The organism is Pseudoalteromonas sp. KG3, assembly GCF_030436385.1.
In the GTDB taxonomy this organism is placed as follows: domain Bacteria; phylum Pseudomonadota; class Gammaproteobacteria; order Enterobacterales; family Alteromonadaceae; genus Pseudoalteromonas; species Pseudoalteromonas prydzensis.
On record NZ_CP098523.1, the window covers coordinates 441,529 to 459,487 of the forward strand.

Here is a 17,959-nt window from a genome sequence, read left to right on the forward strand (position 1 = left end):
TTAGCATTAAATAACGCTTAACGCTTGTCAGTTGCTACGTAGTCACGGTGAGTGTGACCAGTATAAAGCTGACGCGGACGGCTGATCTTATGACCAGGTTGAGAAAGCATCTCATCCCAGTGTGTGATCCAACCTACAGTACGCGCCATTGCGAAGATCACAGTGAACATGCTAGTCGGAATACCGATTGCTTTTAAGATAATACCTGAGTAGAAATCTACGTTAGGGTAAAGTTTCTTTTCAACAAAGTATGGGTCTTCAAGCGCAATTTGCTCAAGCTTCATCGCGATATCAAGCAATGGATCTTGAATGTTAAGTTCAGCTAACACTTCGTGACACGTTTGACGCATTACGGTTGCGCGTGGGTCGAAGTTTTTGTAAACACGGTGACCAAAGCCCATAAGACGGAACGGATCCGCTTTATCTTTTGCTTTAGCAACGTATTCATCAATGCGGTCAACTGAACCAATTTCTTCTAACATGTTTAAACATGCTTCGTTAGCGCCGCCGTGCGCAGGGCCCCATAGTGACGCGATACCCGCTGCAATACATGCATATGGGTTTGCACCTGAAGAACCAGCTAAACGTACAGTAGACGTTGATGCATTTTGTTCGTGATCAGCGTGTAGCATAAAGATTTTATCCATTGCTTTTGCTGTAACTGGGTTCACTTTGTATTCTTCGGCCGGAACAGAGAACATCATGTGTAAGAAGTTTTCTGCGTAGCTTAAATCATTACGTGGGTAAACAAATGGTTGACCTACGTTATATTTATATGCCATTGCTGCGATAGTTGGTAACTTAGCAACAAGTTTAATTGCACTGGTTTTACGCTGTGTTGCATCAGTGATATCAAGGTCTTCATGGTAAAAAGACGATAATGCACCTACTACACCACATAGCATTGCCATAGGGTGAGCGTCGAAACGGAAGCCTTGGAAAAAGTTTGCAATTTTTTCATCAAGCATAGTGTTATGCGTAACTTGTTGAGCAAAATCAGCATATTGTTCTTTCGTAGGTAATTCACCATTTAATAGTAAGTAGCATAACTCAACGTAATCTGAGTCTTCTGCCAACTGCTCAATTGGGTAACCGCGATGCAGTAAAATACCTTTGCCGCCATCAATGTAAGTGATTGAAGATTCGCAAGAGCCAGTCGACATAAAGCCTGGATCATAAGTAAAGTGTCCGTGAGCACCTAATGTACGTACGTCGATTACATCTTGACCTGCAGTACCTTGGTAAATTGGAAGTTCGATTGGATCTAGACCATCAATATGGACTGTGGCTTTCTTATCCGCCATCTATTTATCTCCTATTAAGATAACAACTCTGATTGTTATGTTCTGAATCTGTTTAAGCACATTCTTTTCATTTTAACGTGAAAGAGGGGGTTAAAGTCAATTTTTATAAACATTATGCACAAATGTATAATAAATATTCTGACGGGATTAAATATTATACCATTGGCTAATTCGCAAACATCTCTAACTAAACAAGAATTGTAAAAAGACCTTTGGCTATATATACTATCGAAGGTTTTATACCGTATTGTCTGTAGGTAAATGTAATTTTTGCAGCTAATTTTGCATAAATGTGAACTTTGTTGCTAAAAAGAGCTTTGCTTAGATAGTTCCATCAGAAAATCGTTTTCTGGTGGGTTAAGAAAAACAAGTAGATGAGCTCCTAGTGGGCAAGATGGGCAAGTAACTGTGAAAAAGCAAAGACCTGTAAATCTAGATCTAACAACTATATCTATGCCGGCAGCGGCTAAAGCATCAATTTTTCACCGCGTCACCGGTGTTGCATTATTTTTTGCTTTAACGTTTGTCATTTGGGCTTGGTCAGAGTCTCTTTCTTCAGCTGAAGGTTTTGAATTCGTCAAGGGTCTGTTTAGCGGATTCATTGCCAAATTTATTGCTTGGGGCACCATTTCTGTATTGGCATATCACCTTATCGGTGGTATTCGTCATATCATTATGGATATGGGACATTGGGAAGAACTTGAATCAGGTAACCTCAGCGCTAAAATTGCAATGGCACTCGGCGTTGTGGCTTCTGTATTAGCAGGGGTGTGGATATGGTTTTAAATCAAGCAACTCTAAAACGTGACGGCATACAAGATTATGTTTCGTTACGTACCACGGCACTAATAATTACCGCATATGCGATTTTTATTATTGGCTACTTCTTATGTACACCAGAAGTCACTTTCGAAGCATGGCAAGGCCTGTTTTCAAACCTAGCAATGAAAGGGTTCACACTAATTACCCTCGTTTGCATTATGGTTCATACCCGTATTGGCCTTTGGCAAGTACTGACTGACTACGTTAAATGCGCAAAATTGCGTGCTGTTTTAGGTTTTATTTTAAACCTAATGGCCGCTGCATACGTAGCAATTGGTCTAATCGTTCTATGGGGTGTTTAAGTGAAATATTCTGTTCGTGAATTTGATGCCGTGGTGATTGGCGCAGGTGGTGCGGGTATGCGCGCGGCACTTGCAATCACTGAATCAGGTAAAACCTGTGCACTTATCTCTAAAGTTTTCCCAACCCGTTCACACACTGTGTCTGCACAAGGTGGTATTACGGTTGCGCTGGGTAACTCACATGAAGATAACTGGGAATGGCACATGTACGATACGGTTAAAGGTTCCGATTTCATCGGTGACCAAGACGCTATCGAATATATGTGTAAAACTGGCCCAGAAGCAATTACTGAATTAGAAAACATGGGTCTACCGTTTTCTCGTTTTGAAAATGGCCGTGTTTACCAACGTCCTTTCGGTGGTCAATCGAAAAACTTTGGTGGCGAGCAAGCAGCTCGTACAGCTGCTGCAGCTGACCGTACAGGTCATGCGTTATTACACCTTCTTTATCAGCAAAACGTTAAAAACAAAACCAATGTATTCTCTGAGTGGTATGCATTAGATTTAGTTAAAAACGATGATGGTAATGTAGTAGGTTGTACTGCTATCGATATTGAAACAGGCGAAGTTGTTTATTTCAAATCAAAAGCTGTGGTACTAGCAACAGGTGGTGCGGGTCGTATCTTCGCTTCAACCACTAATGCACATATTAACACTGGCGACGGTGTTGGTATGGCAACACGTGCAGGCATTTCTATGCAAGATATGGAAATGTGGCAGTTCCACCCAACGGGTATTGCTGGTGCAGGTACGCTAGTAACGGAAGGTTGTCGTGGTGAAGGTGGTTATCTTTTAAATAAAGATGGCGAACGCTTCATGGAACGTTATGCACCGAATGCGAAAGACTTAGCGTCACGCGATGTTGTTGCCCGTTCAATGATGACAGAAATCCGTGAAGGTCGTGGTTGTGATGGTCCTTGGGGTCCACACATTAAGCTTAAGCTTGATCACTTAGGTGAAGAAACGCTTAACTTACGTCTGCCTGGTGTATGTGACCTTGCTAAAACATTTGCTCACGTTGACCCTGCTAAAGAGCCAATTCCAGTAATCCCTACTTGTCACTATATGATGGGTGGTGTACCAACAAACGTAAATGGCCAAGCGCTACAAATCGATGCTAACGGCAACGAAAAAGTAGTTGAAGGTTTATTTGCTGTTGGTGAGATTGCCTGTGTGTCAGTGCACGGTGCAAACCGCCTAGGTGGTAACTCATTACTTGATTTAGTTGTATTTGGTCGCGCAGCGGGTAACTTCCTTGGTACTTACTTAAATGATGTTGAAGTGTCTAAAGATGCTTCAGATTCAGATTTAGAAGCTGCGCTAGCTCGTTTCAATCGTTGGGAAAATTCAACGGCGGGCCAAGGCGAAGATCCAGTACAAATCAAGAAAGACCTACAGCAATGTATGCAACTTAACTTCTCGGTATTCCGTGAAGGTGAGTCAATGGCTGCTGGCCTTAAAGAGCTTAAAGAAATTCGTGAACGTCTGCAGCATGCACGTCTTGATGATAAATCATCAGACTTCAACACTGCACGTATCGAATGTCTAGAGTTAGATAACATGATGGAAACAGCATACTCAACAGCAGTTGCTGCAAACTTCCGTACAGAAAGCCGTGGTGCACACTCTCGCTTTGACTTCCCAGATCGTGATGACGAAAACTGGTTATGTCACTCAGTTTTCAATCCGGTAACGGATGAAATGAGCAAGCGTGATGTAAACTATGCGCCTAAACTGCGCGAAGCATTTCCACCTAAAGCACGTACCTACTAGGAGCGAGACGATGGCACAAGTACAATTTTCTGTTTATCGTTACAATCCAGATGTTGATAACGCCCCACGTATGCAAGAATATACTTTGCAAACGGAAGAAGGCCACGACATGATGGTATTGGATGCACTTTTATTATTAAAAGAGCAAGATCCAACGTTATCATTTCGTCGCTCATGCCGTGAAGGTGTATGTGGCTCTGACGGTGTTAACATGAATGGTAAAAATGGTTTAGCATGTATTACTCCTTTATCAACGCTACAAAAAGGTGGCAAAGGTAAGATTGTAATCCGTCCATTACCAGGTTTACCTGTGGTTCGTGACCTTGTTATTGACATGAGTCAGTTCTACACTCAATACGAAAAAGTAAAACCATATCTAATTAACGATACACCTGCTGCAGGTGAGCGTCTTCAATCAATTGAAGAACGTGATAAATTAGATGGCTTGTATGAGTGTATTCTATGTGCATGTTGTTCAACATCGTGTCCTTCGTTCTGGTGGAATCCAGACAAGTTCATCGGTCCTGCTGGTCTTCTTCATGCTTACCGTTTCTTGGCTGATAGCCGAGATACAGCAACTGAAGAGCGTTTAGCTGACTTAGACGATGCATTCAGCGTGTTCCGTTGTCACAGTATCATGAACTGTGTTAGCGTTTGTCCTAAAGGTCTTAATCCAACTAAGGCAATCGGACAAATCAAATCAATGTTAATAAACCGTTCGGTTTAACAATATTGGTAAATGTAAGATGGCTAATGCGAATTAGCCATCTTGTTATAACAATTAATTTCTGCGCTAAAGAAAAGGGCTTATAAATGCACGAAGGTGTGATGAAGGCATGGCTAGAATCTTCACATTTAAACGGCGGAAACGTTGCTTATATAGAAGAGCTTTATGAAGCGTATTTAGACAATGCGACTTCTGTGCCAGAAGAATGGCGAGAAGTGTTCGAACAATTACCAAAAGTTGATGGTGTGGATGTTGAAGTTAAGCATTCAGAAGTTCGTGCACAGTTTGCGGCGCTTGCGAAAAACAAGCATAGAGAAGTAGTGGTAGCAGAGGGCAGCGGTAGCGGCGATCCTAAACAGGTCAAAGTACTGCAGCTTATTAATGCTTTCCGTTTCCGTGGTCACCAAAATGCGAATTTAGATCCATTAGGCATTTGGCAACGTGAACGTGTTCGAGACTTAGAACTTGAATACCATGAATTATCTAAAGCTGATTTTGACCGTGAATTTAACGTGGGATCGTTTGCCGTAGGCCGCGATTCCATGCCTTTAGGTGAGTTATATCAAGCGCTTATGACCACATATTGTGGTTCTGTGGGTGCTGAATATATGCACATCACATCAACTGAAGAAAAACGTTGGTTACAACAACGTTTAGAGTCAGTGCAATCACGACCAACATTCAGTAAAGAAGAAAAGCTACGTATCCTCAAGGGATTAACCGCAGCCGATGGTCTTGAAAAGTATTTAGGGGCGAAGTTCCCAGGTGCGAAACGTTTCTCACTGGAAGGTGGTGATGCGTTAGTGCCAATGCTCAAAGAGCTTATTCACCGTGCTGGCGAAAGTGGTCAACAAGAAGCGGTAATTGGTATGGCTCACCGTGGTCGCTTAAATGTACTTGTCAATGTACTTGGTAAAAATCCATCTGAATTATTTGATGAGTTTGCTGGTAAACACAAAGAAACATTAAGCTCAGGTGACGTTAAATACCACATGGGTTACTCTTCGGATTTTGCTACGAAAGGCGGCAAAGTTCATATGGCACTTGCCTTTAACCCGTCGCATCTTGAGATTGTAAACCCTGTAGTTATGGGCTCAGTTCGCGCACGTTTAGACCGTTTGGGTGACAGCACAGGTATTAAAGCACTGCCAATCACTATTCACGGTGACTCAGCAGTTGCTGGTCAGGGTGTTGTTCAAGAAACCTTTAACTTATCGCAAACCAATGCGTTTAGTTGCGGTGGTAGTATTCGCATTGTAGTGAACAACCAAGTTGGTTTTACTACAAGCAAGAAAGACGATGTTCGTTCAACAGATTACTGTACTGACATCGCAAAAATGGTGCAATCGCCTATTTTCCACGTTAACTCTGATGATCCTGAAGCAGTTGCATTTGTTACGCAAATCGCCCTTGATTTCAGAAATCAATTTAAGCGTGATGTGGTTATTGATTTAGTATGTTATCGCCGTCATGGCCATAACGAAGCGGATGAGCCAAATGCGACTCAACCGATCATGTACCAAAAAATCAAAAAACACCCAGTGCCGCGTTTGATCTACGCAGATCAATTAATGGCAGAAGGGTCGTTTACTGAAGATGAAATTAAAGCGCTTGCTGACGATTACCGTAATGGCCTAGACGATGGTCATTGTGTTGTTGAAGAAATTCAACCAGAAACATCACACTCATCTGATTGGGCTAAATATGTAGGCCATGAGTGGAGTGTTGATTATGATGCCAGTGTGTCAGTCGAAAAGCTCAAAGAGCTCGGTGAAAAAGTAGCAAGCTACCCTGAGCAATATAAAGCGCAGTCACGCGTTAAAAAGATTTACGATGATCGTAAGTTAATGGCCGCCGGTGAAAAACCGCTTGATTGGGGTATGGCAGAAACATTGGCTTATGCGACAATCGCCTCAGAAGGTACTGATATTCGCTTAACTGGACAAGACTCTGGCCGTGGTACATTCTTCCATCGTCATGCTGTAGTTCATAGCCAAACTGATGGTGCAACGTATACACCACTAGAGCACATCAGTGAAGATCAAGGTACATTCCAAGTATTTGATTCAGTTTTATCTGAAGAAGCCGTTGTTGCGTTTGAATATGGTTATGCAACAGCAGAGCCTACATCACTGGTATTGTGGGAAGCACAATTTGGTGATTTCGCTAATGGTGCTCAAGTTGTATTTGACCAATTCTTAAGTTCAGGTGAGCAAAAGTGGGGCCGTCTATGTGGTCTTACAATTTTATTGCCACATGGTTATGAAGGCCAAGGTCCAGAGCACAGTTCGGCACGTTTAGAGCGTTTCTTACAGTTATGTGCTGATCACAATATGCAAGTATGTGTGCCTTCAACACCAGCTCAAGTATACGCCATGCTGCGTCGTCAATCAGTTAGACCACTACGTCGTCCACTGATAGTTATGACACCTAAATCGTTATTACGTCATCCACTTGCGACATCAACACTTGAAGAGTTATCGGAAGGTGTGTTCCATAATATGATTGACGAAATCGATGATATTGATGCGGCTAGCGTTGAACGTGTGATTTTCTGTAGTGGTAAAGTGTACTACGAATTACTACAAGAGCGTCGTAAACTTGAACTTAACAACATCGCTATTGTGCGTGTTGAGCAACTATACCCGTTCCCACATGATGAGATGGAAGCCATTATGGCTCGTTATCAACATGTAAAAGATTTTGTTTGGTGTCAAGAAGAGCCACAAAACCAAGGTGCTTGGTATTGTTCACAACACCATTTTGTAGAAGCAATTCCGCAAGGTGCTAAGCTTAAATATGCAGGTCGTAAAGCATCAGCTTCTCCAGCATGTGGTTACATGTCAGTGCATACTAAAGAACAACAAGCGCTAGTCGCAGACGCGCTTACTATTGAAAATAAAGGATAAGCAATGAGCACAGAAATTAAAGTTCCTGTTCTTCCTGAGTCGGTTGCTGATGCTTCCGTTGCTACATGGCATGTAAGTGTTGGCGACAAAGTAAGCCGTGATCAGAACTTAGTTGACATCGAAACAGATAAAGTTGTTTTAGAAGTTGTTGCACCCAATGACGGTGTGATCACTGAAATTTCACAAGAAGAAGGTGCAACCGTACTTGGTGATCAAGTGATCGGTATTATTGGCGATGCTGATGCAGCAGCGCCAAGTGAAGACGCTAAGAGCGAAGCTGCACCGGCTTCTGCTAAACAAGAAAATGCGCCAGAGGCGCCATCAGCACCAGCATCAGAAGGTAAAGAAGTGGACATTAAAGTACCTGTACTTCCAGAATCAGTCGCAGACGCGACAGTAGCTACTTGGCATGTGCAACCAGGTGACGCGGTAACACGTGATCAAAACTTGGTTGATATCGAAACTGATAAAGTTGTTCTTGAAGTTGTTGCTCAAGAAGACGGTATCATGGGTGAGATTATTCACGCAGAAGGTGAGACTGTACTAGGTGATCAAGTGATCGGTAAAGTACAAGCCGGTGGCAAACCAGCATCAGCGCCAGCTGCAAAAGAAGAAGCAGCACCTGCTGCGGATTCTTCTAGCGACAGTTCAGATGTGTTAACACCATCCGTTCGCCGTTTAATTGCTGAGAAAGGCCTAGATGCGTCTAAAATTAAAGGCTCTGGCAAAAATGGTCGTGTGACAAAAGAAGATGTTGATCAATTCTTGAAGTCGCCAGCTCCTGCGGCAAAAGCTGAAGCAGCACCCGCGGCACCAATGGGTGACCGTACACAAAAACGCGTACCAATGACGCGTTTACGTAAAACCATTGCTAATCGCCTTCTTGAAGCGAAAAACTCTACTGCAATGTTAACGACATTCAACGAAGTTAACATGAAGCCAATCATGGATCTTCGTAAGCAGTATCAAGAAGTGTTCGAGAAACGTCACGGTATTCGTTTAGGTTTCATGTCTTTCTACGTGAAGGCAGTAACTGAAGCGCTAAAACGCTTCCCTGATGTAAATGCTTCAATTGATGGCGATGATATCGTATACCACAACTATTTTGATATCAGCATTGCCGTTTCTACGCCACGCGGCTTAGTGACGCCAGTATTAAAAGATTGCGATAAGTTATCTGTTGCTGAAATCGAAAAAGGTATTCGTGAATTAGCACTTAAAGGTCGTGACGGTAAGCTTACCCTTGACGATATGACCGGTGGTAACTTCACTATCACTAATGGTGGTGTGTTCGGTTCATTGTTATCAACACCTATCATCAACTTACCGCAGTCATCTATTTTGGGTATGCATAAAATCCAAGATCGTCCAATGGCGGTTAATGGTAAAGTTGAAATTCTTCCAATGATGTATTTGGCACTATCTTATGACCATCGCCAAATCGATGGTAAAGAATCTGTTGGCTTCTTAGTAACAATTAAAGAGTTACTTGAAGATCCAACTCGCTTATTACTAGATGTTTAATCTAGTTGTATAAAATCTAAGCTGTGAGTCATATTCACAGCTTTTTTTTTGCGTCTATTAGTCTAACTGGGGTTTTCATGTTAAGCCTTGGGATCTATACTAGTTGCGCAATTTGGGATAGCTGTCTGTTAATCGAAATAGTCAGCTCTTTTAGTATAAAAAATTGGATAAAGCATCATGAATTTGCATGAGTATCAGGCAAAACAACTTTTTGCCGAATATGGTTTACCAGTTTCTCAAGGTTTCGCGTGCGATACACCTGAAGAAGCTGCAGCAGCTGCTGAGAAAATCGGCGGTGATATGTGGGTTGTTAAAACTCAGGTTCACGCAGGTGGACGTGGTAAAGCTGGCGGTGTAAAGCTAGTTAAAACTATCGACGAAGTTAAAGCGTTTGCAGCTAACTGGTTAGGTAAAAACCTAGTTACTTACCAAACAGACGAAAATGGTCAGCCAGTTGCTAAAATTTTAGTAGAAAGCTGTACTGATATCGCCAACGAATTGTACTTAGGTGCAGTTGTTGACCGTGCATCTCGCAAAGTTGTTTTCATGGCGTCTACTGAAGGCGGTGTTGAGATTGAAACTGTTGCAGAAGAAACACCAGAGCTTATCCACAAAGCTGAGATCGATCCATTAGTTGGTCCACAAGCTTACCAAGCACGTGAACTAGGTTTCAAATTGGGTCTTAACCCAACGCAAATGAAACAGTTTGTTAAGATCTTCATGGGTCTTGGTCAAATGTTCACTGATTTCGATTTCGCACTACTTGAAATCAACCCGCTTGTGATCACAGACGAAGGTAACCTTCACTGTCTTGACGGCAAAATCGGTATCGATGGCAATGCACTTTACCGTCAACCTAAAATGCGTGATTTCCACGATCCATCTCAAGAAGATGCACGTGAAGCACATGCAGCAAGCTTTGAACTTAACTACGTTGCATTAGACGGCAACGTTGGTTGTATGGTTAACGGTGCAGGCCTTGCGATGGGTACTATGGACATCGTAAACCTACACGGCGGTAAGCCAGCTAACTTCCTAGATGTTGGTGGCGGCGCGACTAAAGAGCGTGTATCTGAAGCATTCAAAATCATTCTTTCTGATGACAACGTTAAAGCTGTTTTAGTTAACATCTTTGGTGGTATCGTTCGTTGTGACATGATCGCTGAAGGCATCATCGGTGCAGTTAAAGAAGTTGGCGTAAACGTACCTGTAGTTGTACGTTTAGAAGGTACTAACGCTGAACTAGGTCGTGAAGTTCTTAAGAACTCTGGTCTAGATATCATTGCTGCTGAATCACTAACAGACGCGGCTGAAAAAGTTGTTGCTGCTGCGGAGGGCAAATAATGTCTGTATTAATCAATAAAGATACAAAAGTTATCTGTCAAGGTTTCACCGGTGGCCAAGGTACTTTCCACTCAGAGCAAGCGCTTGAGTACGGTACACAAATGGTTGGTGGTGTAAGCCCAGGTAAAGGCGGTCAAACGCACCTTGGTCTTCCAGTATTTAACACAGTACGTGATGCGGTAGAAGCAACTGGCGCAACTGCATCAGTTATCTACGTACCAGCACCTTTTTGTAAAGATGCAATTTTAGAAGCTATCGATGCTGGCATCGAGCTAATTGTTTGTATTACTGAAGGTATCCCGACGCTTGATATGGTTGACGTTAAAGTTAAGCTAGATCAAACAGGTACTCGCATGATCGGTCCTAACTGTCCAGGTGTTATCACTCCTGGTGAGACTAAGATTGGTATCATGCCTGGTCACATCCACAAGCCTGGTAAAGTAGGTATCGTTTCACGCTCTGGTACTTTAACGTACGAAGCAGTTAAACAAACTACTGATGCTGGTTTTGGTCAGTCTACGTGTGTTGGTATTGGTGGTGATCCAATTCCTGGTACTAACTTTATCGACGTGCTAGAAATGTTCGAAAAAGATCCACAAACTGAAGCAATCGTAATGATTGGTGAAATCGGTGGTACTGCAGAAGAAGAAGCTGCAGAGTACATCAAAGCAAACGTTACTAAGCCTGTTGTTTCTTACATTGCTGGTGTTACTGCACCAGAAGGTAAGCGTATGGGTCACGCTGGCGCAATCATCGCCGGTGGTAAAGGTACTGCTGATGAGAAATTTGCTGCATTAGAAGCTGCGGGCGTAAAAACTGTACGCTCACTTGCTGATATCGGTAAAGCACTTAAAGAGAAAACAGGCTGGTAAGCAGTTCTTTTCTTTTTAAAAAGGCTCGCTAATGCGGGCCTTTTTTGTTTTTCAATTTCCTAGTATGGCAATTTAGTATTTTATTTACAGGTGCGAATAATAATGCTTTATTTGTGAATTTAAATTCTTTAAACTGGTGCATTGTTCATTCGTATTTCTTAAAAATATTCGAATTCTAAAAGGTAATAATGACGTGCGTACCACAGAGTTGGTAGACGGTTTTCGCCAGTCTACTCCTTATGTTAATGCCCATAGAGGTAAAACTTTCGTTGTAATGCTTGGTGGTGAAGCGAATGACCAACCAGGTTGTCGCAGTATTATTAACGATGTTGCTTTGCTAACGAGTCTTGGTATAAAGATAGTTTTAGTCTTTGGTGCGCGGCCACAATTTAATGCTGCCTTAGATGATGTTGGCATAACTAGTCACTTTCATAATGCTATTAGAGTTACTGACAACGCGACATTTGATGTCATAAAAAAAGTTGCCGGTGCTATGCAGTTTGATATAACTGCGCGTTTGTCCACGTCATTGAGCAGTACCCCTATGTCCGGCTCATTTTTAAATGTGGTCAGTGGCAACTTTGTTATTGCTCAACCGTTAGGAGTAGACGAGGGGATTGACTACCATCATTCAGGCCGCGTTAGACGTATCGACGTGGATGGCATCCGTCATCAGCTAAATAACAACAGCATTGTATTATTAGGGCCCATCGCTGCATCGGTAACGGGTGAAAGTTTTAACTTAACGGCCGAAGAAATAGCTACGCAAGTCGCGCTTAAATTAAAAGCAGATAAAATGCTAGGTTTTAGTCAAGATGCCGGTATTTTAGATGAAAATGGCGAAGCCATTGCAGAGCTCATGCCAAATGAAGCAGAGCGACTATTAACGCATTATAAAACGCATGCTTCTTCATGCTCAAGTGCGCCCGTTTTCTTACAAGCCGCTATTGATGCTTGTCGTGGCGGTGTGCATCGCTGTCATTTAGTTAGCTATAAAGAAGATGGCGCCTTACTACAAGAGCTATTTTCTTTAGATGGGATTGGCACTCAAATTGCGCCACAAAGTTCTGAGCAACTGCGCAGCGCAACAATTTCTGACATTACTGGTATTATTAATTTACTTAGACCGCTTGAAGAGCAAGGTTATTTAGTGCGCCGCTCAAGAGAGCAATTAGAAATAGAAATTGAACAATTCACAGTGATAGAGCGTGATGGGTTGATCATCGCCTGTGCAGCCCTGTATCCATATGAAGAAGAGCAAGTTGGGGAGTTTGCGAGCTTGGCTGTGCACCCACAATATCGCGATGCTGATAGAGGAAGTTATTTATTACGCTTTATTATTAATAAAGCTAAAAGTGTTGGTTACAGTGCCTTATTTGCTTTGACAACACGCAGCATCCATTGGTTTTTAGAGCAAAGTTTCGAGTCTGCCACTGTGGATGATTTACCCGCGAAGAAAAAAGCGCTCTACAATTATGAACGACGCTCAAAAGTGTTACGCTTAGATTTAACTAAATTAACAAAAAATCGTTAATCTAAAGGTGACACTGAGTGTCACCTTTCATTGCTTTAGTATTGATAGTTTATGTGCTGGAAGAAACGCACCAATAGTTCTTGGCGGGTTGGGTTGAAAGCTAACTCATCAGTCACTTCATTGATAGCGCTGTGAACGTTATTCATGAACTTACCAAATCCCATATCATGTTCATCTATTTTGCCTGCAGCAATGACAAAATGAACCATATCGACAAGTTTGTCACCTTGCCAAGCATACTCCATTTGCACAGCTTGATCATCACAGTTAAATGTCAGTTTATGAAGTTCACTGTTGCTAGCTACTTTGTCTATCATGCTGTTTCGAACGATAGGTCGACTACCATCCGCGATCATCGCACCACGCGTAATATCTCGATTGATACAAGCACGTTGAAACGCATCAAATAAATAACAATAGAATTTATCGTAGTGTTTATCATTGAGCATCGCTTGGAACTGGGTTTTTATTTCTCGCGTTACAGGGATAGAAAACGTTACATAGGTCATATCGTTATATTGCTCAGGCAACTGACAATGACGTGATTGATAACGTGGGTAGATACTGCGTAATTTATAGCCGTAACTTTCTTTATTACCTTTTGCCTTAGCAAATAAATCATAGGTTAAATGTTGATGATCACGAATTTTCAGCTGTGCTTCACCACTGAGTAAATGTTCTTGCAGCGATGAAATTGCTTTTTGTACTCGGCTATGAAAATGTGCGGCATTACTGCGTAAATCATCCCCAGTTGCTAAAAATAAAAAGCGGATTTTGTCGCATCGATTATTACTGTCAGCATAAAGGGTGTGGCTTTCATGGTATTTAGGGTTGTAAAAAAATAGCATTTGCTTTGGTGTTTGCAAACAGTAGGGCTCATCATGATAGCGAACCACGGGTAATTTATCATTTGCCAAAATTTGCACATTATGAAGCTCATATTCATCACAAAATGAGAAAAGTTCACGGGCTATACGGTTATAACAATTAATATAATCATTAAATTGCAAGTAAAACTCATCACTTGGTTTAAATTCTACCAGTAAGTAGTGATTTGCTCGAGCATTACTTGCGATATAAACGCGATGTTGGTTACTTGATGCCATTATCTTCCCTTATTTACTAGATTACATTGGTTGGCACTATAAGTGGATTCTATGAATGTTTTATTGCGTTAACACAGAGTTTTTATGTATATGAGCAAGTTAAATTTTGCACTTGAGTATAATAAATTCACGGCAAGATCATTATAAATTGAACTTATAGAATATGTAGTGATCAGATCAAGGCATAATAATCACCTTGGTCACGTAAAATATGAGCGCTACTTTTCTGAAACACTTTAATTCAATTACCGATCCTCGCATTGAACGCTGTAAAAAGCATGAGCTTATCGATATTCTCCTTTTAGCCATTAGTGCAGTAATCTCCGGTGCACAAGGATGGGAGGATATTGAAGACTTTGGGCATCTAAAACTTGATTGGTTAAAAAGATATGGCGCTTTCAACGCGGGTATTCCAAGACACGACACCATAGCCCGTGTCATTTGTCGGTTAAAATCAGATGAAATAGAGCATGCATTTCAATCTTGGATATCTTCACTTATTGAAACCACGGGTGCTGATATTATTGCTATGGATGGAAAAACTGCACGTCGTTCATTTACAACCAAAGATAGAAAAAGTGCTTTACATACCGTCAGTGCATGGAGCTGCCAACACCAGTTAGTTTTAGGGCAAACAGCCGTTGATAGCAAAACAAATGAAATCACAGCCATACCTGAGTTACTCACCATGCTAGATATTGAAAATAGCATCATTACACTTGATGCTATGGGCTGCCAGCAAGAAATAGCGAAACAAATAATTAAACAAAAAGCTGATTATATCCTAGCGCTCAAAGGTAACCATTCAGGTATGCAGAGTGAATTAGAAGCTTGGTGGCACAAGAGTGAGCGCGAAGGATTGACCAATAGCAACTATGATAAACATACCGAAATAAGCTCAGGGCATGGGCGCATTGAAACAAGGGTTTGTCAGCAATTGCTTATTGATAAAAGCTGGTTAGATAAAATCTACCAATGGTCTGGCTTAAAGAGTGTTATTCAAGTAACCGCTGAGGTTCACGATAAATCATCAGGTACAGACACGATAGAAACGCGTTGGTATATTAGTTCGTTAGCGTTAGGTGCGGAGCAAGCACTTAATGCGGTACGAAGCCACTGGCAGGTTGAAAGTATGCATTGGATGTTGGATATGAACTTTAGGGAAGATGAATCAAGAATCCGTAAGAAGCAAGGACCCCTTGTTTTTAACGTAATGAGAAAAATAGCCATGGCGTTATTTAAACAAGATACAACTAAAACAGCCAGTATGGCGAGAAAAAAGAAAATGGCAGGGCTAGACGATGATTATCGCTCAACCCTGTTAGAATCTGGGATTAAAATGCGCTAGCCGTGATAATAAATTAATATCTTTAATAAACTGGCATCTATTGCTGTATGTTAAGGTTTGTTTTTGTAATAATGACTTAGTTTTGTCACCATGCACTATTGTGAGGATTGTATTCCTATGGCGGAAATTGAGAATCGCCCAAGTAACTTTATAAGAAACCGTATTGATGAAGACTTAGCATCAGGTAAACATGCGTCTACACATACGCGTTTTCCACCTGAGCCAAATGGTTTTTTACATATCGGTCACGCTAAATCTATTTGTTTAAATTTTGGTATAGCGCAAGACTACAGTGGTAAATGTAATCTACGTTTTGATGATACTAACCCTGAAAAAGAAGATATTAACTACGTTAATTCAATCAAAGAAGATGTTCAGTGGTTAGGTTTTAACTGGGATGGTGAAATAAAGTATTCGTCAAATTATTTTGATACTTTGTATGGCTATGCGGTAGAGCTTATCAATAAAGGCTTAGCCTATGTGTGCTTTTTATCGGCAGATCAAGCCCGGGAATATCGTGGCACATTAAAAGAGCCTGGTAAGAATAGTCCAACTCGTGATACTAGTCCTTCAGAAAACTTAGCGTTATTTGAAAAAATGCGTGCAGGTGAATTTAAAGAAGGCGAGTGTGTACTTCGCGCTAAAATAGATATGGCCAGCTCATTTATGGTACTGCGTGATCCTATTATTTATCGTGTTCGATTTGCACACCATCATCAAACCGGTGATAAATGGTGTATCTACCCAATGTATGACTTTACGCACTGTATCTCAGATGCGCTGGAAGGCATTACGCATTCATTGTGTACCCTTGAGTTTCAAGATAACCGTCGTTTATATGACTGGGTATTAGATAACATCAGCCTTGAATGTCATCCACAACAAATTGAGTTTTCACGCTTAAACCTTGAATACACAATTATGTCTAAGCGTAAGTTGAACGACTTAGTGGTGAATGGCCATGTTGAAGGCTGGGATGATCCGCGTATGCCAACGATCGCGGGTTTACGTCGTCGTGGTTATACACCCGCATCAATCCGCGAATTTTGTGCTCGTATCGGTGTAACCAAACAAGAAAACATGGTTGAAATGGGCATGCTTGAAGCGTGTATCCGTGAAGACTTAAACGAACATGCACCACGTGCTATGGCCGTGCTTGATCCTGTTAAAGTGATCATTGAAAACTATGATGCTCAGACAGTGGAAACATTATCGGTTGCAAACCACCCGAATGATGAAAGCATGGGTCGTCGTGATGTACCGTTCACCCGTGAAATTTATATAGAGCGTGAAGATTTCAAAGAAGAAGCGAATAATAAGTTTAAACGTTTAGTACTTGATAAAGAAGTACGTTTACGTGGTGCCTATGTTATTAAAGCGGATCGAGTTGAAAAAGACGAAAATGGCGAGATCACAACAATCTTTTGTAGTTATGATCCAGAGACTTTGGGCAAAAACCCAAGTGATGGTCGAAAAGTGAAGGGCGTTATCCATTGGGTTTCGGCAAGTGAGTCAATTACTGCTGAAGTACGTTTATATGATCGTCTATTTAATGTGCCAAACCCTGCAGCCGCAGAAGAGTTTTCGTCAACATTAAACCCAGACTCATTAGTTGTACTAACCAATGCGAAACTTGAGCCTGCTCTTGCTAAAGCAGAGCCAGCGCAAGGTTTTCAGTTTGAACGTACCGGTTATTTTAGCCGAGACACTAAGTCTGAACAGCTTGTATTTAACCAAACAGTTGGTTTACGCGACTCATGGACTAAAACTCAGCAATAGTCAGTTTATCCCTTAACTGTAAAAGTTAAGGGATAAAAGTAACAGACACAAAAAAACCTGCAAAAGCAGGTTTTTTTATTTCATTTTAGCGAAGAAATAAAACGAAATTATTGGCTATCAGCAAATGCTTTACATGCAGCAGTATCAGTACACTCACCATACAGATACAGCGAATGGTTGGTTAATTTGATACCATTTTCTTCTGAAATTTCAACTTGACGACGTTCAATCATCTCATCTTCAAATTCAACTACTTTACCGCATTTTAAACATACAAGGTGGTCATGGTGTGTGCTACCTGAGAGTTCAAACACAGATTTTCCGCCTTCAAAATGATGACGACTAACAATACCTGCATCATCAAATTGGTTAAGTACGCGGTACACAGTAGCAAGGCCAATCTCTTCACCTAGGTCCAAAAGAATTTTGTAAACATCTTCAGCGCTGATGTGTTGGTTATCTGGAGATTGTAAAATCTCTAAAATTTTAATACGCGGCAGAGTTACTTTTAAGCCGGCTTTTTTTAATTCCAAGTTATGATCAGTCATTAAATCTGTCTCAATTATATTTGGTTATACTAGACACCTTACAAAGATGTACACGACACATTAGCAA

14 protein-coding genes are annotated in these 17,959 nt (G+C 41.4%); 11 read left to right on the forward strand and 3 right to left on the reverse strand.

All coding sequences use genetic code 11. The features are described from left to right. Nucleotides 1-17: 17 nt before the first annotated feature. The gene (locus NDQ71_RS02250) at nt 18-1,304 is read right to left on the reverse strand and encodes a citrate synthase (RefSeq protein ID WP_064666149.1); all 1,287 of its coding nucleotides are present in this window, start codon (nt 1,302-1,304) and stop codon (nt 18-20) included. A gap of 408 nt (nt 1,305-1,712) precedes the next feature. On the opposite strand from NDQ71_RS02250, the gene sdhC reads away from it, so the two are divergent. The 9 genes from sdhC (at nt 1,713) to argA (ending at nt 13,111) form a co-directional block, all read left to right on the forward strand. After that, on the forward strand, nt 1,713-2,090 hold the full coding sequence (sdhC, locus tag NDQ71_RS02255) for a succinate dehydrogenase, cytochrome b556 subunit (protein WP_084448108.1): 378 nt from the start codon (nt 1,713-1,715) through the stop codon (nt 2,088-2,090). Further along, on the forward strand, nt 2,081-2,428 hold the full coding sequence (sdhD, locus tag NDQ71_RS02260; protein WP_192540988.1) for a succinate dehydrogenase, hydrophobic membrane anchor protein: 348 nt from the start codon (nt 2,081-2,083) through the stop codon (nt 2,426-2,428). Before sdhC ends, sdhD begins: the two co-directional genes overlap by 10 nt. After that, the gene (gene sdhA / locus NDQ71_RS02265; RefSeq protein WP_064666152.1) at nt 2,429-4,201 is read left to right on the forward strand and encodes a succinate dehydrogenase flavoprotein subunit; all 1,773 of its coding nucleotides are present in this window, start codon (nt 2,429-2,431) and stop codon (nt 4,199-4,201) included. A 10-nt stretch (nt 4,202-4,211) separates the two neighbouring features. Continuing rightward, on the forward strand, nt 4,212-4,928 hold the full coding sequence (locus tag NDQ71_RS02270; protein WP_064666153.1) for a succinate dehydrogenase iron-sulfur subunit: 717 nt from the start codon (nt 4,212-4,214) through the stop codon (nt 4,926-4,928). 86 nt (nt 4,929-5,014) lie between these two features. Next, nucleotides 5,015-7,837, forward strand: coding sequence for a 2-oxoglutarate dehydrogenase E1 component (locus NDQ71_RS02275; RefSeq protein ID WP_192540987.1), 2,823 nt, complete (start codon nt 5,015-5,017; stop codon nt 7,835-7,837). A 3-nt stretch (nt 7,838-7,840) separates the two neighbouring features. Then, nucleotides 7,841-9,361 (forward strand): 2-oxoglutarate dehydrogenase complex dihydrolipoyllysine-residue succinyltransferase, encoded by a 1,521-nt coding sequence (odhB, locus tag NDQ71_RS02280; protein ID WP_064666155.1) that lies wholly within the window; start codon nt 7,841-7,843, stop codon nt 9,359-9,361. A gap of 177 nt (nt 9,362-9,538) precedes the next feature. After that, entirely contained in the window at nt 9,539-10,705 is a 1,167-nt protein-coding gene (sucC, locus tag NDQ71_RS02285; protein WP_016709647.1) for an ADP-forming succinate--CoA ligase subunit beta, read from the forward strand. Further along, nucleotides 10,705-11,577: a succinate--CoA ligase subunit alpha gene (gene sucD, locus NDQ71_RS02290; protein ID WP_145233870.1), complete on the forward strand. Its 873-nt coding sequence runs from the start codon at nt 10,705-10,707 to the stop codon at nt 11,575-11,577. The genes sucC and sucD overlap by 1 nt, the downstream gene beginning before the upstream one ends. A gap of 193 nt (nt 11,578-11,770) precedes the next feature. Continuing rightward, entirely contained in the window at nt 11,771-13,111 is a 1,341-nt protein-coding gene (gene argA / locus NDQ71_RS02295) for an amino-acid N-acetyltransferase (protein ID WP_192540986.1), read from the forward strand. Between the two features lie 35 nt (nt 13,112-13,146). Here argA and NDQ71_RS02300 read toward each other — a convergent pair whose 3' ends face one another. Next, a complete protein-coding gene (locus NDQ71_RS02300; RefSeq protein WP_064666158.1) occupies nt 13,147-14,217 on the reverse strand; it encodes a DUF3083 family protein in 1,071 nt (356 codons plus the stop codon). Nucleotides 14,218-14,428: 211 nt separating this feature from the next. Between NDQ71_RS02300 and NDQ71_RS02305 the strand changes: the two genes are divergently transcribed. Together NDQ71_RS02305 and glnS are read left to right on the forward strand one after the other, a co-directional pair. After that, nucleotides 14,429-15,565, forward strand: a complete 1,137-nt coding sequence (locus tag NDQ71_RS02305; RefSeq protein WP_024602346.1) for an ISAs1 family transposase — start codon at nt 14,429-14,431, stop codon at nt 15,563-15,565. A gap of 117 nt (nt 15,566-15,682) precedes the next feature. Further along, nucleotides 15,683-17,344: a glutamine--tRNA ligase gene (gene glnS, locus NDQ71_RS02310; RefSeq protein WP_301562175.1), complete on the forward strand. Its 1,662-nt coding sequence runs from the start codon at nt 15,683-15,685 to the stop codon at nt 17,342-17,344. Nucleotides 17,345-17,451: 107 nt separating this feature from the next. Here glnS and fur read toward each other — a convergent pair whose 3' ends face one another. Next, nucleotides 17,452-17,892 (reverse strand): ferric iron uptake transcriptional regulator, encoded by a 441-nt coding sequence (gene fur, locus NDQ71_RS02315; RefSeq protein WP_192540984.1) that lies wholly within the window; start codon nt 17,890-17,892, stop codon nt 17,452-17,454. Between the last annotated feature and the right edge of the window lie 67 nt (nt 17,893-17,959).

Excerpts from the sequence above, each read along its gene's own strand:
- NDQ71_RS02275 (WP_192540987.1), top strand. The coding sequence starts at position 5,015 with ATGCACGAAGGTGTGATGAAGGCATGGCTAGAATCTTCACATTTAAAC.
- NDQ71_RS02300 (WP_064666158.1), bottom strand. The coding sequence starts at position 14,217 with ATGGCATCAAGTAACCAACATCGCGTTTATATCGCAAGTAATGCTCGA.
- fur (WP_192540984.1), bottom strand. The coding sequence starts at position 17,892 with ATGACTGATCATAACTTGGAATTAAAAAAAGCCGGCTTAAAAGTAACT.
- sucD (WP_145233870.1), top strand. The coding sequence starts at position 10,705 with ATGTCTGTATTAATCAATAAAGATACAAAAGTTATCTGTCAAGGTTTC.
- NDQ71_RS02305 (WP_024602346.1), top strand. The coding sequence starts at position 14,429 with ATGAGCGCTACTTTTCTGAAACACTTTAATTCAATTACCGATCCTCGC.
- sdhD (WP_192540988.1), top strand. The coding sequence starts at position 2,081 with ATGGTTTTAAATCAAGCAACTCTAAAACGTGACGGCATACAAGATTAT.
- sucC (WP_016709647.1), top strand. The coding sequence starts at position 9,539 with ATGAATTTGCATGAGTATCAGGCAAAACAACTTTTTGCCGAATATGGT.
- odhB (WP_064666155.1), top strand. The coding sequence starts at position 7,841 with ATGAGCACAGAAATTAAAGTTCCTGTTCTTCCTGAGTCGGTTGCTGAT.
- NDQ71_RS02270 (WP_064666153.1), top strand. The coding sequence starts at position 4,212 with ATGGCACAAGTACAATTTTCTGTTTATCGTTACAATCCAGATGTTGAT.
- glnS (WP_301562175.1), top strand. The coding sequence starts at position 15,683 with ATGGCGGAAATTGAGAATCGCCCAAGTAACTTTATAAGAAACCGTATT.
- NDQ71_RS02250 (WP_064666149.1), bottom strand. The coding sequence starts at position 1,304 with ATGGCGGATAAGAAAGCCACAGTCCATATTGATGGTCTAGATCCAATC.